The organism is Streptomyces luteolus, from assembly GCF_029968015.1.
In the GTDB taxonomy this organism is placed as follows: Bacteria; Actinomycetota; Actinomycetes; order Streptomycetales; family Streptomycetaceae; genus Streptomyces; species Streptomyces luteolus.
Window position 1 is genome coordinate 41,137 of the sequence record NZ_JASCIS010000038.1, and the last position, 25,456, is coordinate 66,592.

Below are 25,456 nucleotides of genomic sequence, written 5' to 3' on the forward strand. Positions count from 1 at the left end.
CCCTGCGGCGGGGCGCGTGCGGCCTCGGCGGCCCACGCGCCCCGCCGCCGTCGCGCGCTCTCCGTACGAAGGGCCCGGTACGAGGGGCCCGGTACGAGGGGCCCGGTACGAGGGGCCCGGTACGGCGGGTCGGGATCGTGTCCGCGCGGGTTCGCGATAACTTTCCTCCCGCTATGTCGACTTAGAGACCCAGCACACACTCCTTCGAGTCGTCGCCCCCCCCACGCGTACGGAGCCGCCGCATGAACCGCACCACGATGCCCAGGAAGCCCCTGCCGAACGCCGCCCTGACGGCCGGACTCGCCACTGTCGCCGGACTCGCCCTGCTCGCACCGCCCCAGTCGGCGAACGCCTCGCCGGGCACGACCGACCGGGCCGAACGGTCCTCGGCGACCCCCTACGTCGTGCAGCGTTCCGGCGAGGAGACCGCACCGACCAGCACCGGGCGCCGCCCCGAACGCCTGGTGCTGTCCGAGTTCACCAGCGTCCACGACGTCGACTGGGCGCGGTGGGACGCCCGCAGGGCCGTCGGCGCGGGCCTGGTCACGGGCAGCTGGTGCCTCTCCACCTGCATGGACAAGCCGCTGAAGGCGACCCTCCGCCTCGCGGACCCCAGGACGGTCGACGGCCGGAAGGTGTACTCGACGTTCACGCTGACGCTGGCCGACAGGTCCGGGTCGTACGACGCGGAGGACCTGCGGGGGAAGCGTCCGCTGGCTGTTCGCTGATCGCTCTGTGCCGTTTGGGCGTTCCTCCGTTCCTCCGTTCCTCCGTTCCTCCGTTCCTCCGTACCACCGTTCCTCCGTTCCTCACACCGGCAGGAGGGCGAACGCCCAGGCGGCGAGCGGGGCGAGGAGGACGATCAGCCCCGCGTACGCCACCATGCGCCGGTAGAAGGCCTCGCGGTGCTCCGCGTCGACATTCGCGAGGACCAGGGCACCGTTGGTGGAGAACGGGCTGACGTCCACGACGGTGGCCGAGATGGAGAGCGCCGCCGCGACCCCGATCACGCCGAGCTCGCCGGCCGCCATCAGCGGGGAGGCGATGGCGACCGCGATGCCGATGGTGCCGATCGACGACGCGAGCGCCGAGACGATGCCGGACAGGTAGCACAGCAGGAGCACGGCCAGTAGCGGGGACCCGGGTTCCATGATCGCTTCGCTGGTGAACTCCACCGTTCCCGCGGTCACCAGGACGTTGATGTACGTGATGACGCCGCCGACCAGGACGACCGTGCTCCAGCTGACGTTGGTCAGCGACTCCTTCGCGTCGCCCGGCGTCACGATGGCGAGGAGCGCCGCGACCGTCGTCGAGAGGATGCCGATGTCGACGCCGAAGGCGACCGTACCGACGACCATGGCGGCGAGGCCGACCAGGGAGCAGCGCGATCGCCGTGTTGAAGACGAAGGAAGTCGCGAACAGCGCAAAGGAGTTGGACGGCAGTGCCTTGGCATCTAGGAAGCCGTTCACGAAGACGCCGTACACACTCAGGGGAGAGAACGCCCCGGCCATGCCTCCATGGACGACCATCATGCCCATCATCAGCTGGTCGATCCTGTACCGGCGGGCGAACGGGATGGCGAGCGGAGCAACACACGCGATGGCGAAGATCGCGCCGATCGACATCAGGATCCCCGTCAGCGAGAAGAAGATCCAGGGCGCGGCGGCCACCTTGCCCCGGACCAGCCGAAGACCCCACCTCACCAACAGGTCCACGGTTCCGTTCCGTTGGGCGAACCCGGGCCAGATGTTGATCAATCCTGCGATCGGCGTTCCAGCAGGTCAACAGGCATGACCGAAGGGGGGAACGACAGCGCTGGGGGAACCCGGCCGTGCGACTGCGCCGCGTCGGCGCGGGTGCTCCACGTCTGAGACCTGCGCAGCGAACGGGCGATGTCGACGACCGTACGGAGCAGCGCGCCGGCAGGCGCATACTGGGGGCAATGACTAAGCCCGCCGCACCGAAGCGTCATCTGCCCACCAGTCCCTTCAAGGCCCCCGACACGCCGGCGCCCAAGCACTTCGCCGTGGGCGATCAGGTCACGCACGACACGTACGGCCTCGGCCGGGTCATCGGCATCGAGGACGGGCTCGCGGTACTCGTCGATTTCGGCTCGACCCAGCAGCGCGTCCCGAGCCCCTACAGCAAGATGACCGCGCTGAAGGGACATTGAGGCCCCACGAGGCACTGCGCGCTTCGAAGGGGCTCGAACGGTTCCCCTCCTACGATTCCGGGCACGCCCCTGTGCCCGGAATTCGGCACCTTCCTGAAAACGCACGCACGTCAAGCAACTGCTTGCCAACATCTGTCGGAGGTACCCGTGAGAATGCTCATCAACGTCCCCGAGACCGTAGTGGCCGACGCGTTGCGCGGGATGGCGGCCGCGCATCCCGAGTTGACGGTCGATGTCGAGAACCGGGTGATCGTACGGCGGGACGCGCCCGTTGCCGACAAGGTGGCGCTCGTCTCCGGGGGCGGGTCCGGGCACGAGCCGTTGCACGGGGGGTTCGTGGGGCCCGGGATGCTGTCGGCGGCCTGCCCCGGGGAGGTGTTCACCTCGCCCGTGCCGGACCAGATGGTGCGGGCGGCGGCCGCCGTGGACAGCGGCAAGGGTGTGCTGTTCGTGGTGAAGAACTACACCGGTGACGTGCTGAACTTCGACATGGCCGCCGAACTCGCCGAGGACGAGGGCATCCAGGTCGCCAAGGTCCTCGTGGACGACGACGTGGCCGTGACCGACAGCCTCTACACCGCGGGGCGGCGCGGCACCGGCGCCACCCTCTTCGTGGAGAAGATCGCGGGCGCGGCCGCCGACGCCGGGGCGCCCCTGGAGCGGGTCGAGGCGATCGCGCGGCGCGTCAACGAGAACTCCCGCAGCCTCGGCGTCGCCCTGAGCGCCTGCACGACCCCCGCGAAGGGCAGCCCGACCTTCGAACTACCGTCCGGTGAGCTGGAGTTGGGCGTCGGCATCCATGGCGAGCCGGGCCGGGAGCGGCGCGCCATGATGACGTCCAGGGAGATCGCCGACTTCGCCGTGGACGCCGTCCTGGAGGACCTGCGGCCGCGCAACCCGGTCCTGCTGCTCGTCAACGGCATGGGTGCCACGCCCCTGCTCGAACTGTACGGCTTCCACGCCGAGGTGCAGCGCGTCCTGGCGGAGCGGAACGTCGTCGTCGCCGGTGTCCTGGTCGGCAATTACGTGACGTCCCTCGACATGGCGGGCGCCTCCGTGACCCTGTGCCAGATCGACGAGGAACTCCTGCGCCTGTGGGACGCTCCGGTGCGCACGCCCGGGCTGCGTTGGGGCATGTGACCAGGTAACCCGGGGCTCGCATCAGGCCGGTGACCACCGAACTTGGAGGACTTGTGCACGACGTGCTGGACGTGCTCGACGGCGACTTCTTCCGCCGCTGGCTGACCACCGCCGCCTCAGCCGTGGACCGCGAGGCGGACCGGCTGACCGAGCTCGACTCGGCGATCGGCGACGCGGACCACGGCGCCAACCTGCGGCGCGGCTTCGCGGCCGTGACCGAGGCGCTCGACGGGAGCGACGCCACCGCGCCCGGTGCTCTCCTCGCCCTGGCGGGGCGGCAGTTGATCTCGAAGGTGGGCGGGGCGTCCGGGCCGCTGTACGGCACGCTGCTCCGTACCACCGGCAAGACCCTCGGCGACGCGGGCGAGGTGTCGCGCGAGGAGCTGGCGCAGGCGCTGCGCGCGGGCGTCGACGCGGTGGCGAAGCTGGGCGGGGCCGCGCCCGGCGACAAGACGATGCTGGACGCGCTGATTCCGGCGGTCGACGCCCTGCCGGCCTCCTTCGAGGCGGCGCGCGACGCCGCCGACAAGGGCGCGGAGGCGACGATTCCGTTGCAGGCGCGCAAGGGGCGCGCGAGCTATCTGGGCGAGCGCAGCATCGGCCACCAGGATCCCGGCGCGACGTCATCCGCCCTGCTGTTCACCGCGCTCGCCGAGGCCGCCGGAGGCGCCGTATGAGCGACGACGAGCGGGTGGGCGTCGTCCTGGTGTCGCACAGCGCGGCCGTCGCCTCGTCCGTCGCCGAGCTGGCGAACGGCCTCGCGGGCGGCGCCGGAACGGCCCCGGTCGCGGCGGCGGGCGGCACGGAGGACGGCGACCTGGGTACGAGCTCGGAGCTGATCGCGCGGGCGGCCCGCTCGGTGGACCGGGGCGCGGGCGTCGCGCTCCTGGTCGACCTGGGCAGCGCGGTGCTCACCGTGAAGGCCCTGCTCGCCGAGGGCGACGAACTCCCGGACGGCGCACGCCTGGTGGACGCCCCGTTCGTGGAGGGCGCGGTCGCGGCGGTGGTCACGGCCTCGGCGGGCGCGGACCTGGACGCGGTGGAGACGGCGGCCCGCGAGGCGTACGGCTACCGCAAGGAGTGAGCCTCCGGAGGCGAGGGGAGGGCCCGGCCGGTGCGCACCGGCCGGGCCCTCCTCCGTACGGCTCTACGGGGAGCGGCGCACCGAGGGTGCTCAGTCCCGCCGGCGCTCCGCGCGTTGTTCTGGCGCAGCGCGTGCAGTTTCGGGGCGTTCTTCGCGGTGCACAGGACCATCTCCGAGTTCCATCGCGCTCGCTCTTTAGTCGGTGGTGTCGAGTGGCCCGTCCGGCACGCTCGTGGCTCGGACGGAACCGGCCGGGCGTTCCCGACAGCCGCGCCCGAGGGTCAGCTCTCGGACGGCTTGAGCACGACGAAGTCCGCTCCGGCCGGGTCCACGCAGACCGCCATCCGGCCGACGCCCTCCGCGTCCTCCGGCCCCATCTGCACACTGCCGCCGTTCTCGGTGACCTTGGCGACGGCGGCGTCGCAGTCGGTGACGTTGAAGACCGGGTGCCAGTACGGCTTGCCGTTCGCCAGCGAGAGGTGCTCGGCGGGCATCTGCATGATGCCGCCGTGCATCCGCTCCTCCGGCTGATCGGCGGGGGTGATGAGCGAGTACGTGCCTCCGCCGCCAGGCAGGTCCATGTCGCTGTACCGCCAGCCGAGGACGGTGGTGTAGAACGCCTTCGCGGCCGCGGCGTCGGTCGTGTACAGCTCCGTCCAGGACAGCGAGCCCGGCTCGTCCACCTTCTCGACGCCCGCGTCCTTGCGCGGCTGCCAGACGGCGAACTGGCCGCCCAGCGGGTCGGTGAACTGCGCCATGCGGCCCCAGTCCTCGAGGTCCATCGGCTCGACCCGGACGGTGCCGCCCGCGGTCTCGACGGACTGCTTCGCCGCGTCCGCGTCGGCGACCTTGAAGTAGATCATCCAGGCGGAGCGGGCGCCCTGCTCGGTGAGCTTGCCGAGCCCGGCGACGAGCTTGCCGTCGCTGCGGAACATGCCGCCCTCCATGTCCCCGCCGCCGTCGCCCATGGACTCGAAGTCCCAGCCCAGCACGGCGCCGTAGAAAGCCGTGGCGGCCGGGACGTCGGGAGCTCCGAGGTCGAGGAAACAGGGGGCGCCGTTGGCGAAGTCCGTAGTGATCATGAAGCGGTTCCTTCCGTGCGTCGTCGGTGAGTTCAGCGTGGCACCCGGCACTGACAATCGCGCGCCGACCGGTCACGGTGCGTGGCCCCCGACACGGGCGCCACTCGCTCTCCGTCGATATACGGACTGGACGTGGGAATTCCCTTCCCGGTTGCACCGTATTCGGCTCTTCCGTTGTGCGCGATGAATTGATTACGCATTACGTTGGGCGCGTGCCGCGGGGGCGTGCAACGAGATTGCAACGAGACGTTCGACCAGAAACCAGGGAGCGACATGGGCCGGGCAGAATTTGACTACATCATTGTCGGCGGCGGCTCTGCGGGGTGCGCCCTGGCGAATCGGCTGAGCGCGGACCCCGCCAATCGGGTGCTGGTCCTCGAGGCCGGACGGCCGGACTACAAGTGGGACGTGCTCACGCACATGCCGGCCGCCCTCACCATGATCATCGGGAATCCGCTCTACGACTGGTGCTACGAGTCGGAGCCCGAGCCCTACATGAACGGCCGCAGGGTCAGTCACGGGCGCGGCAAGTTGCTCGGCGGTTCGAGTTCCATTAACGGAATGATTTTCCAGCGCGGAAATCCCATGGACCTGGAGCGTTGGGCCGCCGATCCCGGAATGGAGACCTGGGACTACGCGCACTGCCTGCCGTATTTCAAGCGAATGGAGCACTGCGCGGCCGGCGCCGATGAATGGCGCGGTCAGGGCGGCCCTCTGTGGCTGGACCGCGGGAAGGCGGACAACCCGCTGTTCGAGGCGTTCCTGGAGGCCGCCCAGCAGGCCGGGTACGACCTGACCTCGGACGTCAACGGCTACAAGCAGGAGGGTTTCGCCCGCTTCGACCGCAACATCAAGGACGGCCGCCGGTGGTCCGCGGCGCAGGCGTATCTGCATCCCGTGATGAAGCGCCCCAATCTCACCGTGCAGTGCTTCGCGCAGGTGGACCGGGTGCTTTTCGAGGGGAAGCGGGCGGTCGGCGTCGCCTATCGCCGGTACGGGAAGCAGCAGAAGGAGGTGTTCGGCGGCGAGGTCGTCCTCTCCGGTGGAGCCATCAACACCCCGCAGCTGCTGCAACTCTCCGGCATCGGCAATCCTGATGAACTCACCCGGCTCGGCATCGAGATGGTGCATGAACTGCCGGGTGTCGGTGAGAACCTCCAGGACCACTTGGAGGTGTATGTGCAGCACGCCTCCAAGCAGCCCATCTCGTTCAACCCGCTCATCAAATGGCGCAATCGGCCCGCCGTCGGAATGCGCTGGATGACGTCCCACACCGGCCCGGCGGCCACCAACCACTTCGAGGCCGGTGGGTTCGTCCGCGGGAACGACGAGGTGGACTACCCCAACCTGATGTTCCATTTCCTGCCGATCGCGGTGCGTTACGACGGCACGCCGGTGGACGCCGAGCACGGCTATCAGGTGCACATCGGGCCGATGTACTCCGATGTACGCGGCTCGGTGAAGATCAAGTCGGGGCATCCGGGCGAGCATCCGGCGCTGCGGTTCAACTACCTCTCCACGCCGAACGACCGCAAGGAGTGGATCGAGGCCATCCAGGTCGCCCGGGACATCCTGAAGCAGCCCGCCTTCGCGGAGTTCGACGCGGGAGAGATGTCGCCCGGCCCCGAGGTGAGCGACGACGAGGCCGTTCTGGAGTGGGTGGCCCGGGACGCGGAGACCGCGTACCACCCGTCGTGCACGGCCAAGATGGGCATCGACGACATGGCGGTGACGGACCCGACCACCATGGGGGTCCACGGGGTCGAGGGGCTGCGCGTCGTCGACGCCTCGGCCATGCCGTACCTGACGAACGGCAACATCTACGCGCCGGTCATGATGCTGGCCGAGAAGGCGGCCGACCTGATCCTCGGCAACACTCCGCTGCCGCCGTCCACGGTCGAGTTCTACCGGCACCGGGCGCGGAAGGGTTGAGGGTTCGGGGGCTGCGCCCCCGGGCCCCGGTTCTCGGCCGTCTTTTTACTGCCGCGCCATCGTGGCTGGTCGCGCCCCGCGGCGGAGCCGCAAATGTCACAGCCCCGCGCCCCTGTCGGGGCACGGGCGCCTCAGCGCGATACGGGGCCCGGTGCGGCTAAGAGACCGTCCTCGGCACCTCCAGGCCGAAGAACAGCACCTCGCGGCGGAGCCGGAAGCCGAGGGATTCGTAGAGGCCGATGGCGCCGGTGTTGTCCGCGCCGGTGTGCAGGAACGGCACCTCGCCGCGTGCCCTGATGCCCGCCGAGACGGCCAGGACGAGCCGGCCGGCCAGGCCCTGGCCTCGGTGTGCGGGGTCGGTGCAGACTCCGCTGATCTCGGCGTACCCCTCGGGCCGCAGCCGCTCCCCCGCCATCGCGACGAGGGCGCCGCCGCGGCGGATGCCCACGTACCCGCCGAGTTCGACGGTGCGCGTCAGGAACGGTCCGGGGCGGGTGCGCTCCACGAGGTCGAGCATCTCCGGGACGTCGGCGGGGCCGAGCCGTACGGCCTCTTCGTCGAATGCGGCCCGCACGCCGTCGTCGACGAGCTGGACGCCGGGGACGCGGAACGTCTCGGCCCAGCCGGCCGGCGGTGTCACGTCCGTCGTCGCGGCGAGCGCGAACGTGCCGCCCGGGCCGACGAGCGCGGCGAGATCCGCCCAGTCCCCGGCCTGCGGGTCCTCGGGCAGCGCGAGCCAGGGTGAGACGTCGACCGGGAAGCGCAGCAGCCGCCCGCGCCGCTCAGCGAGGTGGGCCTGCGGCCCGGTGAGCGCGGAACGGGTGGGCCGGTCAAGGGGGTGCGGAGCCGAGGTCGTCGGGGCGTGCGGATCGAGGGCGGGGTGTGCTGCGGTCATGTCGCGTGCAAGGTGCGGTGGGACGTTCGTATTCCCGTACCGGATCGTGACGTTGCTCGCAGCGGGGCAGGGCCGCCGCCGCGGGCTCGTGATCACGGCGCGTGAAAAGGGCGCGTGGAGGGGCGTGTGAAAAGGGCGTGTCCCACTCATTGACAGCCACACCCGCCGCCCCGAAACTCATGCAGCCCCCAATAGTGAAGCGAAGTTCGCTACGCGAACAAGCCTCTCGTTCCCAGGGATTCAGGGACTGCCATGACTTCTTCCCGCGTGTCCGCCGGGCCGCAGCCGCCCGGCCGGGCCCCCGCGCACACCTTCCGATCCGTCCTTCCCGTCCTCGCGCTGTGCTGGCTCGCCGTGTTCTTCGACGGCATGGACGTGAACATCTACGGCGCCGTCATGCCACACATGCTCGACGACCCGGGCCTCGGCCTGACGCCCGCGTCGGCGGGGACGATCGGGAGCTGGACCACGTTCGGGATGCTGATCGGCGCGCTGCTCGCCGGGAACCTCACCGACTGGCTGGGGCGCAGGCCGATGCTGGTGGCGAGCGTGACCCTGTTCTCGCTCGGCAGTGCCGGGTGCGCGCTCGCCATGTCGCCGGGGCTCTTCGGTGCCGGGCGGTTCCTGGCGGGGCTCGGGCTCGGCGGGCTGATGCCGCTGTGCCTGGCGATGGTCCTGGAGTTCGCGCCGCCGCGCCGGGCCGCGCTGACCACGGGCGTCCTGATGACCTCGTACCACGCGGGCGGGATGGCGGCGACGGGCCTCGGCCTGACCGTCGCGCCCGCGGTCGGCTGGCGCTGGGTGTTCTGGGCGGGGGTCGCGCCCGCGGTGATCGCCGTACCGCTGCTCCTGAAGCTGCTGCCCGAGTCGCCGGGTGTGCTGCTCGCGCGCGGTCAGCGGGAGCGGGCGCGGGAGGTGGCCGTGCGCTACGGGCTGCCGGAGCCCACGCCGGTGGAGGCGCCCGCGGGCGGCGCGAAGGGCCGACTGGCCGCCGTGCGCGCGCTGTTCGCGCCGGGCACGCGCTGGTCGACGCCGCTGCTCTGGCTCGCCTCGTTCTGCGGGCTGCTGCTCGTGTACGGGGTTTCGACGTGGCTGCCGCAGCTGATGCGCGCCTCCGGCTACGGACTGACGTCCTCGGTGAGCTTCCTGATGGTCATCAACGCGGGCGGCATCGTCGGCATGCTGATCGCGGGCCGTACCGCGGACCGGTTCGGAGCGGTGCGGGTGTCCGCGCTGTGGTTCGTGCTCACGGCCGCGGGTGCGCTGCTCCTCAGGGAGCAGCTGCCGCTCGGCGTCACCTACGCGGTCGTGGCGATCACCGGCGTGTGGCTGTTCAGCGCGCAGGTGATGGTGTACGCCGCGACCGACACCGTGTACGGCGCCGGCGAGCGGGCCGCCGGGCTCGGCTGGGTGACCGGGGTCGGGCGCACCGGCGCGGTGCTCGGACCGTGGCTGGGCGGGGCGCTCGCCGCGAACGGCAACGAGAGCTGGGGCTTCACGGCGTTCGCGGTGGCCGGACTGGTGGGTGCTGCGGCGATCGCCCTGGTCCCCCTCGCCGGCCGACTCGGCGACCGCCGCGCGTCCACGCCAGCCTAAGGGCGTGCCCGGCGGATCAGGCCGGGGTCGCGGGGCTTGGCACGCACTCCCCCAAGCTCTCGACTCCTCCCCCAGCCTTCGGCCGGGAGGTGCCCCCAGAGCAGGGGGCACCCCCACGGCGTTGTCGTCGGTTGCCAACGCTCCGCGTTGACGCCCTCCTCCGCCTTGCAGCTGCACGCTCCCCCAAGCTCTCGGCTTCGTTCGAGCAGGGGGTACCCCCATCGCCCCGGCTCGACTCGACCGGCAGGTCACCGTCGACCGGGTCCGGCCTGATCCGCCGGGCAGGCCCTAGTCGGAGATCAGCAACCCCGTGTAGTTCTCCGCCAGTTCGGCCGCCGCGTGCTCCGAGTTCGCCAGCCGCTCCAGCTGCGAGAGCTGGAGCCGGGTGTCGAACGCGCTCTGCTCCGGGTCGGTGTGCAGCGTCGTCGTCATGAAGTACGAGAAGTGCTCGGCGCGCCAGACCCGGCGCAGGCAGGTGTCGGAGTACGCGTCGAGCAGCGCCGTCGAACCGTCGCGGTACCGGGCGGTGAGGGCGCGAGCGAGGACGATCACGTCGGCGGCGGCGAGGTTGAGGCCCTTGGCGCCGGTCGGCGGGACGATGTGGGCGGCGTCGCCGGCGAGCAGGACGTGGCCGTACCGCATCGGCTCGGTGACGTGGCTGCGCATCGGCAGCACCGACTTGGCGGTGATCGGGCCGCGCCGCAGCTTCCAGCCGGGTTCGGCGTCGAGGGCGAAGCGGGCGTCGAGCTCGTCCCAGACGCGCTCGTCCGGCCAGTCGGCGGGGTCGGTGCCGTTGGGGACCTGGAGGTAGAGGCGGCCGACCTGGGGCGAGCGCATGCTGGCGAGGGCGAAGCCGCGCTCCGAGTGGGCGTAGATCAACTCGTCGTAGACGGGCGGCGCTTCGGCGAGGATGCCGAGCCACGAGTACGGATAGACGCGTTCGTACGTGCTGCGCACCGCGTCCGGGACGGCGTTCCTGACGACGCCGTGGAAGCCGTCGCAGCCGACGACGTAGTCGCAGCCGAGGGTGCGGTCGCGGCCCCCGTGGCGGTAGTGCACGACGGGCCGGGCGGTGTCCGCGCCGATGACCTCCCGCACCTCGGCCTCGAACAACAGCGGTCCGCCTTCGGCGAGTTGGAGGGCGACGAGGTCCTTGACGACCTCGGTCTGCGCGTACACCATCACGCGCCGGCCGCCGGTCAGGGCGGGGAAGTCGACGCGGTGGGCGCGTCGGTCGAAGCGCAGCTCGATGCCGTCGTGCGGGATGCCCTCGCGGTCCATACGGTCACCTGCTCCGGCTTCGCGCAGCGCGTCCACGGTGGCCTGCTCCAGGATTCCGGCCCGCTGGCGGCGCTCGATGTACTCCCGGTCCCGGCCCTCCAGGACGACGGTGTCGACGCCCGCGCGGTGCAACAGGCGGGCGAGCAGCAGGCCCGCCGGTCCCGCGCCGACGATGGCGACACTCGTGTGCTCGGGGTGCATCAGGGTCCTCCTCGGTGCGGGGCGCGACGGCGGCGCGGGCGCCTCAGGGCTCCGACTGCTAAGCTTTGTTCGCCCAGTGAACTTGTGTTCATTAAAGAAGCGCCCCGAGTCTGCGCGCGCCCGGTCCCGATGTCAACGGCCGGTTCCGTACGGCTCGGCCGGCATCGCAGCGGAGTAGCCCATGGCCGCCACACCCCCGCCCGCCGACCCGAGCGGACCGCCGACCGAGGCCGTCGGGCCGCTGCTGCGCGGGGTCGCCGTGCTGCGTGCGCTCGGCGCCGCCGATGGCCGCTGCCCGGTCGGCGAGCTGGTCCGCACGACCGGCCTGGCCCGCTCCACCGTCGACCGCGTCACCGCGACCCTGGCCCGCATGGGGTACGTACGGCTCGACGCGCACACCGCGTCGCTCGCCCCGCGCCTGATGGAGCTCGGCAACGCCTTCCTCGCGGCGCTGCACGTGCCGGGGCCGCTCGGGCCGCTCGCCGAGCAACTCGCCGACGAACTGGACGAGTCGGTGTCCCTCGCCGTGCCGGACGGCGACGGCATCCGCTTCGTGCACCAGTCGACCCGGCGCCGCGCCATGTCGCTCTCCTTCCGCATCGGCGACCTGCTGCCCGCCGAACGCACCGCGCCCGGCGCCCTGTTCGCCGCCGACTGGACCGACGAGCAGTGGGCGCACTGGCGTGGGCGGCGCGCCGCGGACCCGCTCGACCGGGGCTTTCCCGCCATCCCCGACCTCCCCGAGACCGATGCCGATGCCGATGCCGATGCCGAGTCTCCTCGACTCGCCTTCGCCGCCCGGGAGTTCGAGGGGCGCGCCGCAGCGGCTCGGGACGCCGGGCTCGCCGTGGACGACCAGCTGATCGAGCCGGGACTCGTCGCCGTCGCACTCCCGGTGCGCGATCCGGAGGGCCGTACGGTGTGCGCGCTCAGCGTGGTCAGCCACACCAGCAGGCACACTGCCGCGTCCCTGCGCCGCTCGCTGCTGCCCGGCGCGCGCCGCACGGTGGCCGCGATGGAGCGGCTGCTGCGGGCCCCAGGGCCTGTCCGGCGCCCCCGGCCGGAGGCGGGGCTCGCCGACTGGACCACGGCGTCCAAGCAGGAGCTGGGCTCCGGGTTCGTGGAGTCCCTGGCCCGGGGCCTGACCGTACTGACCGCCTTCGACGAGGGCCGGGACGCGCTGAGCCTGACCGCCGTCGCCGAGGCCACCGGGCTCGCCCGCGCGACGGCCCGCCGGGCCCTGCTGAGCTTCGAGCACCTCGGTCTCGTCCGCCGCGAGGGCCGCGCCTTCCGGCTCACGCCGCGCGTCCTCGGCCTCGGGCACGCGCCGCTGTCGCGCAGCACACTGCCGGAGATCGCCTCGCCCCATCTGGCCGCCCTGGTCCGGACGGTGCACGACTCGGCGTCGCTCGCGGTGCTCGACGGGGACGCCATCCGGTACACGGCGCGCGTCGCCACCAGCCGCATCATGAGCGTGCACATCACCATCGGCACCCGGCTGCCCGCGTACGCCACGTCGATGGGCCGCGTACTGCTCGCCGACCTGCCCGCGGACGAGCGTGCCGCCCTGCTCGACCGGAGCGAACCGCGGGCGCTGACCCCGCACACCGTCACCGACCGGGCCGCGCTCGACGCCCTCCTGGACGAGGTGGGTGCGGCCCGGCACGCCCTGGTCGACGAGGAGTTGGAGGAAGGGCTGCGGTCCCTCGCCGTGCCTGTGCGGGACGCGTCCGGGCGCGCGGTGGCGGCCGTGAACGTCGCCATGCACAGCAGTCGTCGTACGCCCGCGCAGGTCCGGGACGAGGTGCTGCCGGAGCTGCGGGCCACGGCCGCTCGGATCGAGGCGGATCTGCGGATCGCGGGGCGGTTCTCGCGGATTGCGGTGGCCTGAGGGGCGCCCACCCGGGCGTGGGTTGTCGATCCGTACGGGCCCGGCCGTACGTAAAGGGCCCTGACCGCGCTCACAGCAACCGGGCCTCGATCGCCGCCCCGGCGACCGGGCCCCGCGCCGTGGCCAGCCAAGTGATGTAGCGGCGCAGGGCGCTGCGGTCGCGGAGGAAGTCGGAGACGGCACGCTGCCGGGGGTCCCTAGCCTTATTCCGCAAAACGTAACTGCTTCGACGAGCACACCGCGGGCACGCTCGGGGCCGCCCCCGTCAGCCTGCTCTTCCTGGCGGGCTGCGTCCCCGGGATGCGCCTCCTGGAGACGGTCGGCCGCCGGCCTTTCATCACCTGGACCTTCGCGCTGATGGCGTTGCCGCTGTTCGTGCTCAGCGCCTGGGCCGACGCCCCGGTCGCGGTCGTCCTCGGCTGCTTCTCGCTGTATGCGTTCTTCTCCGGGCGCCGGGCATCCTGGAGTGGCTGTACCGTTCCAACTAAGTGATCAAGAGTGCCCCTCGGGCCTATTCCTGGTCACTGCGGACATCCCGAACGGTTTTGGATGTCCGGCTGGATTCCCGCGGTTTCGTTACCCCCGTCGGGCTGCGTGCATCGTGTGCACGTTCCGTGACGGGTGGGCGGGGTTCCTCACGTCCCCGGCTGACTCGATCGGCCTGGACGGTCCGATGCCCGGCATCATCACTCTGGTGATGCCGGGGCGGTGCCGTCCGTCTCCGGATCGGGTGCCCGAGGGCGCGCCTGCCAATCGCCACGGAAGCGGCGTCATGGCGAGTCGTTTTGCGCTTGTTGCTGGTCAACGGCTTACGCCAGTGCTGGTCGCCCCACCTCGACGTGTAGGCCGGGTCGACGGCGACGACCGCCAGGTCCAGTTCGGCAGCCATGGATACGATGCGGGCTTTGAGCTTGCCGGTGGGCATGCCGGAGATCAGCTGCCGGAATCGCTTCTTGCGGCCGTGCTTCTCGCGGGTTTTCTCGGCGGTGAAGTCGAGGTTCTCGATACCGATCGCGGCCACGCCGCACCTCTTGGCCCAGTGCAGCAGGCGGGTGATGGCGTGCCGCACCTGGGCGTCCCGGTGGCCGGCCGACCCGGACAGGTCGTAGGGGAACCGCTTGGGGTCACCGACCGGGTTGCCGTGCCGGTCGAGCCGGTAGGCGGCGAAGTGATCCGCGTTGGTGTCTACACCGACCATGCCCTGGGCCCGGGCAGCGTCGAGCGGGATCGTCTTCACCACGGGCCGAGTCCAGGCCCCGGTGAGGTACCAGCGCCCACGTGCCACGTCGTAGTGGATGCGGTACGCGACGGCCCGGTTCGCCGAGGTGCGGTCGCGCCACTCGGCGCCGCGGTGCGCGAACGCGACCTTGCAGGACAGGACGTACCGGCCGTGCGGGGCGTTCGCCAAATGGGCGAGCGGCGCGGGGAGTTTGATACAGACTTCACCGTCGGGTGTGACGCGGATCGTCTCGTTCCCGAACCGTTTCCCAGATTCGCCGTCTGCGGTCAGGAACCAGCGCTCGGCTTCCCACCTCTGCCGCCACTGCTGCACGGTGAGCTGGGCCGCTTCGAGGTGGTGGCGGTTCTTCAACAGCCGCTTGCCGCCGCGCACCACGTGCACGCGCCCGGTCTCCCAGTCGTGCCGGGCGCGTTCCAGACGTGCCTCCAGGCACGCGAGGCGGCGGGACTTCACGAACCACTCCCGCCTGGACCGGTAACCGCCCGGCGCCCTCTTGGTGCCATGGGAACCGATCGGCTGCGACAGCCGGTGCATCAGCGTCCTGATTCCGGCCTCAAGGTTGTGGATGTGTGCGAGGAGGCAGCGGCGGGCCAGACCGAACTGGTCATGCGTGGCCTTCGTGATCGTCCCGGCTATGCGGGACGAGGACTGCGCGGTCAACTCCCGCTTCCTGGCCGCCCACGCGTCCTTGTCCTGATCCTTTCCCGCCTCGCAACGGGCCCTGAGATCAGCCGATGCCAACCGGCCCTGGTGCTCGCCGACCGCACGCAGGACCTTGTCGTCTTCCGGGGTGAGGTGCTTGAGCCGGTCACGTACAGCCACGCCCGACGGGCCTGTCGCCACGAACGGATCCTCGATCGGACGAAGTTGCCCACTCTTCGACTCAGCCAAAACCAACACCCCCTTCCCAGAAGGAACTTGAAAAACTCTACCGAAAGATCGGTAGATCAGGGCATGCAATCAGAAATCATGACAGCATCAAACGACAGAACGGCTCACTCATACAATCTGAAGCACACTCATGGGCACTCAATCAACAGCAGTTCCAAACCCCAACGAGCTGTTCCCGACGTCGATCCGGGCGAGCACCGTGGGCATGGTGGTGGCGTTCAGCAAGATCGGGGCGGCGGTCGGCACCTACCTGGTCCCGCTGTCCCTCGTGCACATCGGGGTCTCGGGCACGATGTACGCGGGCGCGGCCGTCACCGCGGTCGGGTTCCTGGCGTGCGTGGCCTGGGCGGAGGAGACCCGGGGCCGCACCCTCGACGAGGCCGCCGCGGACGCCGAGGGCGAGAACACGCCACCTGCCGTACCGTCAACTCCCCTTTCCCGCACCTGAGTCCGAGGCTGAATCGCGCGGGATCTGTTCCGGCACCGGCAGGTCGTGCCGCAGCCGCCCGAACAGCTCCCGCGCGCCGTCCTCGTCCCAGCGCACCGCACTGCACTGGGGCGTCGGAACGCCCACGGCCGCGACCGGTACGTTGATGCGCCGCCCGCGGCCGTCGGTGACGCCCTGCACCGCCCGTACCATCGACGCGAGTTGACGCAGCGTCATATCGCGGTCGACGACGAGGGTGTCGAGGCCCGCGCCGAGTGCCGGGTAGAGGACGGTCGGGTCGAGGACCGTGTCCGCGGTGGCCGCCCGCTTCGCGAGGGCCGCGAGGAACTTCTGCTGGTTGAGGGTGCGCCCCAGGTCGCCCTCGGCCTCCTGGTGGCGCTGCCGTACGAACGCCAGGGACTCCGCGCCGTCCAACCGCTGGCAGCCCTTCGGGAGGTCGGCCCCGGACTTCTCGTCGCGGACGGCGCGCGGCAGGCACATCCGTACGCCGCCCACCGCGTCGACGATCTTCACGAACCCGGCAAGGCCGATCTCCGCGTAGTGGTCGATCCGGAGCCCGGTGTTGAACTCGACGGTACGCGCGAGGAGTTCGGGCCCACCACGGGAGAACGAGGCGTTGAGCTTGCTCTTCGCGGGCTTGGTGCGCTTACCGGTGGAGGTGCGCAGATGCGCGGGCACGGTCACCCAGGAGTCGCGCGGCAGGCTCACCATGGTGGTGCCGGAGGCGCCGGTGTGCAGCAGGATCATCGAGTCCGTACGCCGCCCCGGCACCGCCCCGGTGTGCAGGTCCCGCTGCTCCTCGGCGGTCAGCCCGGCGCGGCTGTCGGAGCCGACGATCAGATACGTGGTGCCCTTGCCGGGGGGCGGGCGGTGCCCGTACGCGCCGAGGTCGACGTCGCGGTTGAGGCGGGTCTCGGCCCAGGCGTACGTGCCGAGCGGGGTGGCGAGGAGCAGCGCGAGGAGGAACAGGAGCGCGCGGCGCAGCGGCCTGCGGCGCCTGCGGCGGCGCGGCCGGGCACGCGCCCGGCGCGGGGGTGGCCGCAGGAGTACCTCGTCCTCGTCCTGCCGGAGTGGCCCGGTGACGGCGATCACCGGGCCCGCGCGCAGTCCCTGCCCGTACCGCGGGCCTGCGGGGTGCGGGTCCTGGTGCGGGTCCTGCATGGGTTCTTCTCCCCTCGTCAACGGGCGGAGGCCGGCGAGCGGCGGTCGGCCTCCTCCAGGAGGTGCTGGTCGCCGGTGCCGGTGCGGAGCATGCGGTGCCACTTCAGCCGGGTGCCGAGCAGGGCGGTCATCACGGACTGGATGACCACCAGGTAGAGCAGCTGCCGGTAGACGAACAACTGCAGGGGCAGCGACCAGAGTTCACGCAGCCGCTCCCCGTCGAGCCGCAGCGCGTACCCGGCGGTGATCAGCTGTACGACGAGGAAGCCCAGCCACACCAGCAGTGCCTCGGTGGGGTCGCGGAAGCAGAGGCCGTACAGCGCGAACACGTCCACGACCGGCGCGAACAGCGGAAGCACCACCTGGAACAGGGTCAGATAGGTGAGGCCGCGGCGCCCGAAGCGGCCCGCCGGGCCCATCTCGACCAGGGACCTGCGGTGCTTCCACATCGACTGCAGCGTGCCGTAGCACCAGCGGTAGCGCTGGCGCCACAACTGGCCGAGGGTGCTGGGCACTTCGGTCCAGGCGATCGCGGACTCCTCGTACACCACGCGCCAGCCCGCGCGCCACAGCGACATCGTGAGGTCGGTGTCCTCGGCGAGGGTGTCCTCGCTGACACCGCCCACGCCCATGAGGGCGTCCCGGCGGAACGCGCCGATGGCGCCGGGCACGGTCGGCATGCACTCCAGGACCTCGAACATCCGGCGGTCCAGGTTGAAGCCGATCACGTACTCCAGATGCTGCCAACGGCCCAGCAGGGAACGGCGGTTGCCGACCTTGGTGTTGCCGCTGACGGCGCCGACGGCGGGGTGGGCGAGCGGCTGGACGAGGCGGTAGAGCGCGTCCGGTTCGAACACCGTGTCCGCGTCGACCATCACCACGATGTCGTGCCGGGCGTGCGCGAGGCCGGTGTTGAGGGCGCGGGGTTTGCCGCCGTTGGGCCTGCGGACGAGCGTCACGCGCGGGTCGTCGATGGCCTCGACGATCTCCGGGGTGCGGTCGGTGGACCCGTCGTCGATCACGACGATCTGCAGGCGCGGATAGAGCGAGGCCAGCAGGGAGCGCACGGTGGCGCCGATCCCCGCCTCCTCGTTGTGCGCCGGTACGAGGACGGTCACCGGGTCGTGCACCTCCCGCAGCCGGGGTGCGCCGGGCCGCAGCCGGTCGACGCGGCGCACATGGGCGCGCGCGAACACGGCGAGCAGCAGCAACCGCAGCACACCGAGCACACCCGCCACGCCGAGCACCCAGGCCATGGCGCGGGTGAAGGCGTGCCCCAGGGTCTGCGCCCACAACAGGCCCTCGCCCTTGAGGCGTTCGGCGACGCCGACCGGTGTGGTGAGCGTGGGCCGGCCGAGCCCGGCGGTGACGGTGCTGAACTTGTCCATGCGCGGGTTGCCGAGCAGGGCCCGCGCCTCCCGGTAGCCAAGGTCGGTGTGGCTGTACTGCCGGATCACGCCCTGGGAGGGTCTGCGGGACTTGTGGTCGGCGGCGACCAGCAAGTAGCCCTGGGCGGCGGCCCGTTGGGCGGCCCGCCACTCGGCGCCGCAGAGGGTGTCGGCGGCGGTGGTGTGCGGCAGCCTGAGCAGCCGCGTGTGGACCCCGGCCGTACCGGCAAGCGCGGTCTGCGTGAGGGCCAGCTCCATTCGAGCGCGCAGGGTGGACGCGGTGCCGAGGTCGCCGCCGGTGTACGTGTACGAGCCGATCTCGTGCCCCTCGGCTCTGATGCGGCGTACGAGCGCCGGGTGCCGGGTGGCGCGTGCCCCGTACAGGAAGAACGTCGCGTGCGCGTCGTGCTCGCGCAGCAGGTCGAGCAGGCGCGGCGTCCAGTGCGGGTCGGGGCCGCCGTTGAAGGTGAGCGCTGCGGTGCGCGGCGGCATGCCCGCGGTCTCGATCCGGTCGCCGTCGAGGCGGAGCACCGGCTGCCCGTCGTCGGCGGCCGCGGGCACGGGCCGGGTGCACGGCTCCTTGGAGCGTGCGGCGTCGACCTCGTGCGTGGTCCAGCCCTCGAAGAGCAGGCTGATGGTGACCACGGGTAGCACGAGGAAGAGCAGGATCCAGTGCCCTCGCGGGGTACGGCGCAGCGCGTGCCGGGGGCTCACCGCCCGTCCCGCGGCGAGGCGGGCGCGGTGGTGGTGGGCGTGGTGGTGGTGGGCGTGGGGGTGGTGGGCGTGGGGGTGGATGGCCGGTTCGGCCGGGTCCGCTCGTCGGGGACGGTGGTGTCGTGCCGGGCGTGAGTGGTCCGCAGCGGTACGTCCATGCGCGGGGGTGCGGTGCCGGCGGGCTGCCGTACGGCGTCCACGAGGACGACGAGGAACAGCAGATAACCGGCGCAGGCGCAGCCGAGGACCGCGGCGACGGAGCGCAGCACTCGTCTGCGCCGCCCCGAACGCTCGATGAAGACCGGCCGGTTGCGACGCCCGCGCCGCCTGGCGGGGGTCATACGTCGAGGGGGGAGTTCGAGGGGTGGCCGGGTATGCCTGTGGGGGGTGTGGCGCCGAACACGAGTAGCTCCTGGGGGGGTGCTGTGGGGGGTTGTGTCGCGGTGCGGCACCCGAACGTGGTCAGCGCGGGGCGCCGCAGGGCGACGATACGGCGCGGATGTGACGTGTGGTGATCGTTCTTGGTTCCTTTTCGCCAAGAACCCTGTCCAAGTGAGTACGAGAGCGGATGTCGTGCGGCCCGTACCGCTGCTGTAGTGGCGTCATGACGATCGACGACGTTCAGCTTCGGCCCCACGCGACCTGGTGGAAGGCACCCCTGGCCGCATCGATTCCCGGACTGCCGCTGCTCGTCTGGCAGTTCCTGACGTTCTGGGGCGACGGCTACACCAGCGGCAACGAGGCGACGAGCCTGACCTCCCTGGTACTGCTCGCCGTGTCCTGGCTTCTCCCGCACCGCCGTTCGCTGCGCGAGTGGCGCATGATCGCAGCGGGCACCGCACTCGCGATGGCCTTGCTGCCCGTGGTCCAGGCGATCCTGCTGGTGGCGGCCATGGCGTCGGCGTGAGCCTGTTCGGGGGCGCGGGGCTGTCGCTCCTCAAACGCCGGAGGGGCTGGTTTTTCAGGGGCGCGGGGCTGTGACACTTGCGGCTCCGCCGGGGCGCAACCCAGCCACGACGGCGCCGCAGCCGAACGACAGCCGCTGCAAGCTTTCGGGAAGGGGCGGGCAGGGGAAGAAATCAGTCCCGGAACGCCCGCAGGATCTCCTCCGCCGCCAGCGTGGCCGTCAACTCCCCCTCGCGTACCCGCTGTTCCAGCTCGGGCGCGACCTCCCGTACCTTCGGGTCGGCGCGCAGGCGTTCCAGGAGGACGTCGTGGACCATCGTCCACGTCCAGTCGACCTGCTGGTCGCGGCGCTTCGCGGCGAGGCGGCCCGTGGAGTCGAGGAGTGCGCGATGTTGCTCCAGGCGCTCCCAGACCGTGTCGAGGCCGGTGGATTCGCGGGCGCTGCAGCTCAGGACCGGCGGGGTCCAGGCGGCGTCCGCAGGGTGCATGAGCCGCAGCGCGCCCGCGAGTTCGCGCGCCGCCGAGCGGGCGTCGCGTTCGTGCGGGCCGTCCGCCTTGTTGACGGCCAGCACGTCGGCCAGCTCCAGGACGCCCTTCTTGATGCCCTGCAGCTGGTCTCCCGTACGGGCCAGGGTGAGCAGCAGGAACGAGTCGACCATGTTGGCGACGGCTGTCTCGGACTGGCCGACGCCGACGGTCTCCACGAGCACCACGTCGTACCCGGCGGCCTCCATCACCACGATCGACTCGCGCGTCGCCTTCGCCACCCCGCCGAGCGTGCCCGCGGTCGGCGAGGGCCGGACGAAGGCGTTCGGGTCGACGGACAGGCGCTCCATCCGGGTCTTGTCGCCCAGGATGGAGCCGCCGGTACGCGTCGAGGACGGGTCGACGGCGAGGACCGCGACCCGGTGGCCGAGCGAGGTGAGGAGCGTGCCGAGCGCGTCGATGAACGTCGACTTGCCGACCCCCGGCACTCCGCTGATGCCGATCCGCCGTGCCCGCCCGGAGTGCGGAAGCAGCCGCGTCAGCAACTCCTGGGCGTGGGCGCGGTGATCGGGCCGGGTGGACTCGACGAGGGTGATGGCGCGCGCGATGTGCGCGCGCTTCCCGTCGAGCACGCCCTTCGCATAACTGTCGATGTCGATCGGCTTGGGCATCGGCTCAGCGCTCGGCAGCGGCGGAGCGGGCGGCGGACTCGTGGCCGAGCTGTTCGCCCAGCTGCTCCACCAGGTCGTACGCCGCGTCAGGGATGACCGTGCCGGGCGGGAAGACCGCGGTGGCGCCCATCTCCAGGAGCGTGGGCACGTCCTGCGGCGGGATCACACCACCGACGACGATCATGATGTCCTCGCGCCCCTCGGAGGCCAGCTCCTCGCGCAGCGCCGGTACGAGGGTGAGGTGCCCGGCCGCCAGCGAGGAGACGCCGACGATGTGCGCGTCCGCCTCGACTGCCTGCCGCGCCACCTCCGCCGGGGTCTGGAAGAGCGGGCCGACGTCGACGTCGAAGCCGAGGTCGGCGAAGGCGGACGCGATGACCTTCTGGCCGCGGTCGTGCCCGTCCTGGCCCATCTTGGCGACGAGGATGCGCGGGCGGCGGCCCTCCTCCTCCTCGAAGGCGTCGACGAGGGCGCGGGTCCGCTCCACGGAGGGCGACTGGCCTGCTTCGTTGCGGTACACGCCGGAGATCGTACGGATCTGGCCCGCGTGCCGCCCGTACACCTTCTCCAGTGCGTCGGAGATCTCACCGACCGTCGCCTTGGCGCGGGCCGCGTTCACCGCCAACTCCAGGAGGTTTCCGGTGGATTCGGCGGCACGGGTCAGGGCGGCGAGGGCGTCCTGGCAGGCCTGCTCGTCGCGCTCCTCCCGGAGCCTGCGCAGCTTCTCGATCTGCTGGGTGCGGACCGAGGAGTTGTCGACCTTGAGGACCTCGATCTGCTCGTCGCTGTCGACGCGGTACTTGTTCACGCCGATGACCGGCTGCCGTCCGGAGTCGATCCGGGCCTGCGTGCGGGCCGCGGCCTCCTCGACGCGGAGCTTCGGGATGCCCGCGTCGATGGCCTGCGCCATGCCGCCTGCGGCCTCGACCTCCTGGATGTGCTGCCAGGCGCGGCGCGCGAGGTCGTACGTGAGCTTCTCCACGTACGCGCTGCCGCCCCACGGGTCGATCGTCCGCGTCGTGCCCGACTCCTGCTGGATGAGGAGCTGGGTGTTGCGGGCGATGCGCGCGGAGAAGTCGGTGGGCAGGGCGAGTGCCTCGTCCAGGGCGTTGGTGTGCAGGGACTGCGTGTGGCCCTGGGTGGCGGCCATCGCCTCGACGCAGGTGCGCGTGACGTTGTTGAAGACGTCCTGCGCGGTGAGGGACCAGCCCGAGGTCTGCGAATGGGTGCGCAGGGAGAGGGACTTGGCGTTCTTCGGGTCGAACTGCTTGACCAGCTTCGCCCAGAGCAGGCGGGCGGCGCGCAGCTTGGCGACCTCCATGAAGAAGTTCATGCCGATCGCCCAGAAGAAGGAGAGCCGGGGCGCGAACGCGTCGACGTCCAGGCCCGCCTCCTGCCCGGCGCGCAGGTACTCCACCCCGTCCGCGAGCGTGTATGCCAGCTCCAGGTCGGCCGTCGCGCCCGCCTCCTGGATGTGGTAGCCGGAGATGGAGATGGAGTTGTAGCGCGGCATCCGCTGCGAGGTGTACGCGAAGATGTCGGAGATGATCCGCATCGACGGCTTCGGCGGATAGATGTAGGTGTTGCGGACCATGAACTCCTTGAGGATGTCGTTCTGGATGGTCCCGGCCAACTTCTCGGGCGGTACGCCCTGTTCCTCCGCCGCCACGATGTACAGCGCCAGTACGGGCAGCACGGCACCGTTCATCGTCATCGACACGGTCATCTTGTCAAGGGGGATGCCGTCGAAGAGCTGCCGCATGTCGTAGATGGAGTCGATGGCGACGCCCGCCATGCCGACGTCACCGGTGACGCGCGGGTGGTCGCTGTCGTACCCGCGGTGCGTGGGCAGGTCGAAGGCGACGGAGAGGCCCTTCTGTCCGGCCGCGAGGTTGCGCCGGTAGAAGGCGTTGGACTCCTCGGCCGTGGAGAAACCCGCGTACTGCCGGATCGTCCAGGGCTGGTTGACGTACATCGTCGGGTACGGGCCCCGCAGATACGGGGCCGCACCGGGGTATGTGCCGAGGAAGTCCAGGCCTTCCAAGTCCCGCCCGGTGTAGAGGGGTTGGACGGCGATGCCCTCGGGGGTCTCCCATGTCAGGTCGTCGACCGACTTGCCGGTGGACTCCTTGACGGCGGCGCGCCACTCGTCGTCGGAGCCCGCGGGGGCGCCGGTGTTCAGGCCGATCACGGAGAAGTCGGGGATCTGCGAGCTGCTGCTGGTGCTCTGCTGGTCCGGCTGCTGGTCCGGCTGCTGGTTCGGCATCACGCCACTCCCATGCGGTCGAGGGTGGAGGTGAGGACGGCGACCGCGTCGCATCCGGCGTACACGTGCGCGTCGACTCCGGTGCGCTCGGCGGGCTTCCCGGCGAGGAACACCCGCTGGGCGCCCGCGTCCTGGAGCGCCTGCGCGACGGCCTCGGCCTGCTCGTCGTAGAGCGCGTCGCTGGAGCAGATGCAGGCGACGCCCGCACCGCTCGCCCGGAACGCCTCGGTAACCGACTCCGCGGCCGTGTTGTCGATGGATACCGGGTCGAGCACGGGCTCGACGCCGCCCGCCTGGAAGAGGTTCGCGGCGAACGTGGCGCGGGCCGTGTGCGCGGCGGCCGGGCCGAGCGCGGCGATGAACACCTTGGGGCGGGCCCCGGTCGCGTCGAGGTGCGCGTCGGAGCGGGCGCGCAGCGCCTCGTACGCCTCGTCGCGGCGCACCTTCGGCAGTCCGCCGGTGAGCGGCGCGGGCGCGGGCTCGCGGACGACGGGCTTCTCGGCGAGGTGCGGGAACTCGCTGACACCGGTGACGGGTTCGCGGCGGGTGGCGAGCTTGGCGCTGCGCGCGCCCCAGGTGGCGGCCAGCCTCTCGGGTACGAACCCGGAGCGCAGGGCGGACGCCTGGCCGCCCTCGCGCTCGATCTCCTGGAAGAACTCCCAGGCGGCGTGGGCGAGTTCATCGGTGAGCCGCTCCACGTACCAGGAGCCGCCCGCGGGGTCGATGACCTGTCCGAGGTGCGACTCCTCCAGGAGGATGGTGGAGGTGTTGCGGGCGATGCGGCGGGCGAACGCGTCGGGCAGACCGAGCGCCTCGTCGAAGGGGAGGACGGTCACGGAGTCCGCGCCGCCGACACCCGCGGCGAGCGTGGCGACCGTGGTGCGCAGCATGTTGACCCACGGGTCGCGGCGGGTCGTCATCACCGTTGAGGTCACGGCGTGCTGTCGCTGCGCACCATGGGCGGGCGCCCCGCAGACCTCGGCGATCCGCGACCAGAGGCGGCGCGCGGCCCGCAGCTTGGCGATGGTGAGGAACTGGTCGGCGGTGGCCGCGTACCTGAACTCCAGCTGGCTCAGGGCCTGTCGCAGGTCGAGTCCGGCCGCGGTGAGCTGCCGCAGGTAGGCGAGCCCGGTGGCGAGGGAGCAGCCGAGCTCCTCGGCGGCGGAGGCCCCGGCCTCGTGGTACGGCAGGGCGTCCACGGCGAGGGCGCGGATGCCGGGGTACTCGCGGGCGCAGCGGGCGGCGAGTTCGGCGGCGGGTGCGGCGTCCAGCTCCGCGCCGGTGCGGGCCTCGTGGCCGAGCGGGTCGGCGCCGAGGGTGCCGCTCGCCTGCTCGGCGGCCACACCGCGCTCGGCGTACAGGCGCAGCAACTCGACGGCGGCGTCGGCGTATTCGGCGCCCGCGTCGAGGGCGATCGGAGCCAGGTCGAGATAGACGCCGTCGAGGGCGCGGGCGAGGCCGGAGACGGGGACGCCGCCGGGGCCCACGGCGAGCCACAGCGAGGTGGTGCCGTTCTCCAGGTCGGCGAGGACCGCCTCGCGGGCGCGCTCCGGGTCGGCGACGGCGTGCCGCTGCCGTACGTCCCAGCCGCCTGCCGTGCCGCCCTGCGGCCTGCCGCCCCGGACGAACGGGGCGAAGCCGGGGTGGCCGGTGTCCGGCGCGGGGTCGTGGGACGTGTAGAGGGGGCGGGTGCTGAGCCCGTCCTCAAGTGCGGTGGAGAGGGCGTCTTCGGCCGCCGTACCCGAGAACTCCTTACCCGACTTGCGCAGTACGCCCGATACAAGGGCCTGCCACTGCTCGTGGGTCGCATCAGGGAACTCGGCGGCCAGCGAAAGCCCGTCGTCAGGCAGGACCGTCATGGCTCGGATGTTAGGGCACGTTCACTCATGAGCAGCAGTGCCGACAGCTGTGACCTTGCCCTCTCCGGGCTGGTCTTGATCACGCGCGCCTGGTGGCCTATCCGGGCGGGCGTGCTCTTTCCCCTCCCCGCCCCTTCCCGAAAGTCCTGC

At 71.5% G+C, this 25,456-nt stretch carries 23 protein-coding genes and 1 pseudogene; 11 read left to right on the forward strand and 13 right to left on the reverse strand.

The window, feature by feature from the left end; all coding sequences use genetic code 11:
- Nucleotides 1–242: 242 nt before the first annotated feature.
- On the forward strand, nucleotides 243–728 hold the full coding sequence (locus tag QIT00_RS29045) for a hypothetical protein (protein WP_282538398.1): 486 nt from the start codon (nucleotides 243–245) through the stop codon (nucleotides 726–728).
- Nucleotides 729–809: 81 nt separating this feature from the next.
- Here QIT00_RS29045 and QIT00_RS29050 read toward each other — a convergent pair whose 3' ends face one another.
- Both QIT00_RS29050 and QIT00_RS39035 read right to left on the reverse strand, forming a co-directional pair.
- Nucleotides 810–1,358, reverse strand: coding sequence for a hypothetical protein (locus QIT00_RS29050; protein WP_282538399.1), 549 nt, complete (start codon nucleotides 1,356–1,358; stop codon nucleotides 810–812).
- Nucleotides 1,359–1,560: 202 nt separating this feature from the next.
- Nucleotides 1,561–1,716, reverse strand: a pseudogene (locus QIT00_RS39035) (SLC13 family permease); the annotation flags it as partial.
- 227 nt (nucleotides 1,717–1,943) lie between these two features.
- Here QIT00_RS39035 and QIT00_RS29060 point away from each other — a divergent pair.
- From QIT00_RS29060 to QIT00_RS29075, 4 genes are all read left to right on the forward strand, one after another.
- Nucleotides 1,944–2,174: a hypothetical protein gene (locus QIT00_RS29060; protein WP_282538401.1), complete on the forward strand. Its 231-nt coding sequence runs from the start codon at nucleotides 1,944–1,946 to the stop codon at nucleotides 2,172–2,174.
- Between the two features lie 147 nt (nucleotides 2,175–2,321).
- Complete coding sequence (gene dhaK / locus QIT00_RS29065; protein ID WP_282538402.1) at nucleotides 2,322–3,314, forward strand: dihydroxyacetone kinase subunit DhaK; 993 nt, start codon at nucleotides 2,322–2,324, stop codon at nucleotides 3,312–3,314.
- A 71-nt stretch (nucleotides 3,315–3,385) separates the two neighbouring features.
- Entirely contained in the window at nucleotides 3,386–3,991 is a 606-nt protein-coding gene (dhaL, locus tag QIT00_RS29070) for a dihydroxyacetone kinase subunit DhaL (RefSeq protein WP_282538430.1), read from the forward strand.
- Nucleotides 3,988–4,398 (forward strand): PTS-dependent dihydroxyacetone kinase phosphotransferase subunit DhaM, encoded by a 411-nt coding sequence (locus QIT00_RS29075; RefSeq protein ID WP_282538403.1) that lies wholly within the window; start codon nucleotides 3,988–3,990, stop codon nucleotides 4,396–4,398. The genes dhaL and QIT00_RS29075 overlap by 4 nt, the downstream gene beginning before the upstream one ends.
- A gap of 281 nt (nucleotides 4,399–4,679) precedes the next feature.
- Here QIT00_RS29075 and QIT00_RS29080 read toward each other — a convergent pair whose 3' ends face one another.
- The gene (locus QIT00_RS29080) at nucleotides 4,680–5,480 is read right to left on the reverse strand and encodes a VOC family protein (protein WP_282538404.1); all 801 of its coding nucleotides are present in this window, start codon (nucleotides 5,478–5,480) and stop codon (nucleotides 4,680–4,682) included.
- A gap of 273 nt (nucleotides 5,481–5,753) precedes the next feature.
- Here QIT00_RS29080 and betA point away from each other — a divergent pair, with 273 nt between their 5' ends.
- The gene (gene betA, locus QIT00_RS29085) at nucleotides 5,754–7,412 is read left to right on the forward strand and encodes a choline dehydrogenase (RefSeq protein WP_282538405.1); all 1,659 of its coding nucleotides are present in this window, start codon (nucleotides 5,754–5,756) and stop codon (nucleotides 7,410–7,412) included.
- Between the two features lie 157 nt (nucleotides 7,413–7,569).
- On the opposite strand, the gene QIT00_RS29090 is transcribed toward betA, so the two are convergent.
- Nucleotides 7,570–8,307 (reverse strand): GNAT family N-acetyltransferase, encoded by a 738-nt coding sequence (locus tag QIT00_RS29090; RefSeq protein ID WP_282538406.1) that lies wholly within the window; start codon nucleotides 8,305–8,307, stop codon nucleotides 7,570–7,572.
- 252 nt (nucleotides 8,308–8,559) lie between these two features.
- On the opposite strand from QIT00_RS29090, the gene QIT00_RS29095 reads away from it, so the two are divergent.
- Nucleotides 8,560–9,903 carry an MFS transporter gene (locus QIT00_RS29095; RefSeq protein WP_282538407.1) on the forward strand — a complete coding sequence of 448 codons (1,344 nt, stop codon included), beginning with the start codon at nucleotides 8,560–8,562 and terminating at the stop codon, nucleotides 9,901–9,903.
- A 288-nt stretch (nucleotides 9,904–10,191) separates the two neighbouring features.
- On the opposite strand, the gene QIT00_RS29100 is transcribed toward QIT00_RS29095, so the two are convergent.
- Nucleotides 10,192–11,385: a 4-hydroxybenzoate 3-monooxygenase gene (locus tag QIT00_RS29100; RefSeq protein WP_282538408.1), complete on the reverse strand. Its 1,194-nt coding sequence runs from the start codon at nucleotides 11,383–11,385 to the stop codon at nucleotides 10,192–10,194.
- A gap of 181 nt (nucleotides 11,386–11,566) precedes the next feature.
- Between QIT00_RS29100 and QIT00_RS29105 the strand changes: the two genes are divergently transcribed.
- Entirely contained in the window at nucleotides 11,567–13,276 is a 1,710-nt protein-coding gene (locus QIT00_RS29105; RefSeq protein ID WP_282538409.1) for an IclR family transcriptional regulator domain-containing protein, read from the forward strand.
- A 70-nt stretch (nucleotides 13,277–13,346) separates the two neighbouring features.
- On the opposite strand, the gene QIT00_RS29110 is transcribed toward QIT00_RS29105, so the two are convergent.
- Complete coding sequence (locus QIT00_RS29110; protein ID WP_282538410.1) at nucleotides 13,347–13,490, reverse strand: hypothetical protein; 144 nt, start codon at nucleotides 13,488–13,490, stop codon at nucleotides 13,347–13,349.
- Between the two features lie 86 nt (nucleotides 13,491–13,576).
- Here QIT00_RS29110 and QIT00_RS29115 point away from each other — a divergent pair, with 86 nt between their 5' ends.
- Nucleotides 13,577–13,768, forward strand: coding sequence for a hypothetical protein (locus QIT00_RS29115; protein WP_282538411.1), 192 nt, complete (start codon nucleotides 13,577–13,579; stop codon nucleotides 13,766–13,768).
- Nucleotides 13,769–13,787: 19 nt separating this feature from the next.
- Here the strand turns inward: QIT00_RS29115 and QIT00_RS29120 are convergent, their stop codons facing one another.
- A complete protein-coding gene (locus QIT00_RS29120; RefSeq protein ID WP_282538431.1) occupies nucleotides 13,788–15,416 on the reverse strand; it encodes a transposase in 1,629 nt (542 codons plus the stop codon).
- 121 nt (nucleotides 15,417–15,537) lie between these two features.
- Here QIT00_RS29120 and QIT00_RS29125 point away from each other — a divergent pair, with 121 nt between their 5' ends.
- The gene (locus tag QIT00_RS29125) at nucleotides 15,538–15,855 is read left to right on the forward strand and encodes an MFS transporter (protein WP_282538412.1); all 318 of its coding nucleotides are present in this window, start codon (nucleotides 15,538–15,540) and stop codon (nucleotides 15,853–15,855) included.
- On the opposite strand, the gene QIT00_RS29130 is transcribed toward QIT00_RS29125, so the two are convergent.
- The 3 genes from QIT00_RS29130 to QIT00_RS29140 are packed head-to-tail and all read right to left on the reverse strand — an operon-like array spanning nucleotide 15,832 to nucleotide 19,459.
- The gene (locus tag QIT00_RS29130; protein WP_282538413.1) at nucleotides 15,832–17,016 is read right to left on the reverse strand and encodes an LCP family protein; all 1,185 of its coding nucleotides are present in this window, start codon (nucleotides 17,014–17,016) and stop codon (nucleotides 15,832–15,834) included. The genes QIT00_RS29125 and QIT00_RS29130 overlap by 24 nt on opposite strands.
- Before the next feature lie 17 nt (nucleotides 17,017–17,033).
- Entirely contained in the window at nucleotides 17,034–19,118 is a 2,085-nt protein-coding gene (locus QIT00_RS29135) for a bifunctional polysaccharide deacetylase/glycosyltransferase family 2 protein (protein WP_282538414.1), read from the reverse strand.
- Nucleotides 19,115–19,459 (reverse strand): hypothetical protein, encoded by a 345-nt coding sequence (locus tag QIT00_RS29140; RefSeq protein ID WP_282538415.1) that lies wholly within the window; start codon nucleotides 19,457–19,459, stop codon nucleotides 19,115–19,117. Before QIT00_RS29140 ends, QIT00_RS29135 begins: the two co-directional genes overlap by 4 nt.
- A gap of 263 nt (nucleotides 19,460–19,722) precedes the next feature.
- On the opposite strand from QIT00_RS29140, the gene QIT00_RS29145 reads away from it, so the two are divergent.
- Nucleotides 19,723–20,025, forward strand: coding sequence for a hypothetical protein (locus QIT00_RS29145; protein WP_282538416.1), 303 nt, complete (start codon nucleotides 19,723–19,725; stop codon nucleotides 20,023–20,025).
- Between the two features lie 172 nt (nucleotides 20,026–20,197).
- On the opposite strand, the gene meaB is transcribed toward QIT00_RS29145, so the two are convergent.
- The 3 genes from meaB to QIT00_RS29160 are packed head-to-tail and all read right to left on the reverse strand — an operon-like array spanning nucleotide 20,198 to nucleotide 25,306.
- Nucleotides 20,198–21,181 carry a methylmalonyl Co-A mutase-associated GTPase MeaB gene (gene meaB / locus QIT00_RS29150; RefSeq protein WP_282538417.1) on the reverse strand — a complete coding sequence of 328 codons (984 nt, stop codon included), beginning with the start codon at nucleotides 21,179–21,181 and terminating at the stop codon, nucleotides 20,198–20,200.
- A gap of 4 nt (nucleotides 21,182–21,185) precedes the next feature.
- Nucleotides 21,186–23,447, reverse strand: a complete 2,262-nt coding sequence (gene scpA / locus QIT00_RS29155) for a methylmalonyl-CoA mutase (protein ID WP_282538418.1) — start codon at nucleotides 23,445–23,447, stop codon at nucleotides 21,186–21,188.
- Entirely contained in the window at nucleotides 23,447–25,306 is a 1,860-nt protein-coding gene (locus tag QIT00_RS29160) for a methylmalonyl-CoA mutase subunit beta (RefSeq protein ID WP_282538419.1), read from the reverse strand. Before QIT00_RS29160 ends, scpA begins: the two co-directional genes overlap by 1 nt.
- Nucleotides 25,307–25,456 lie beyond the last annotated feature (150 nt).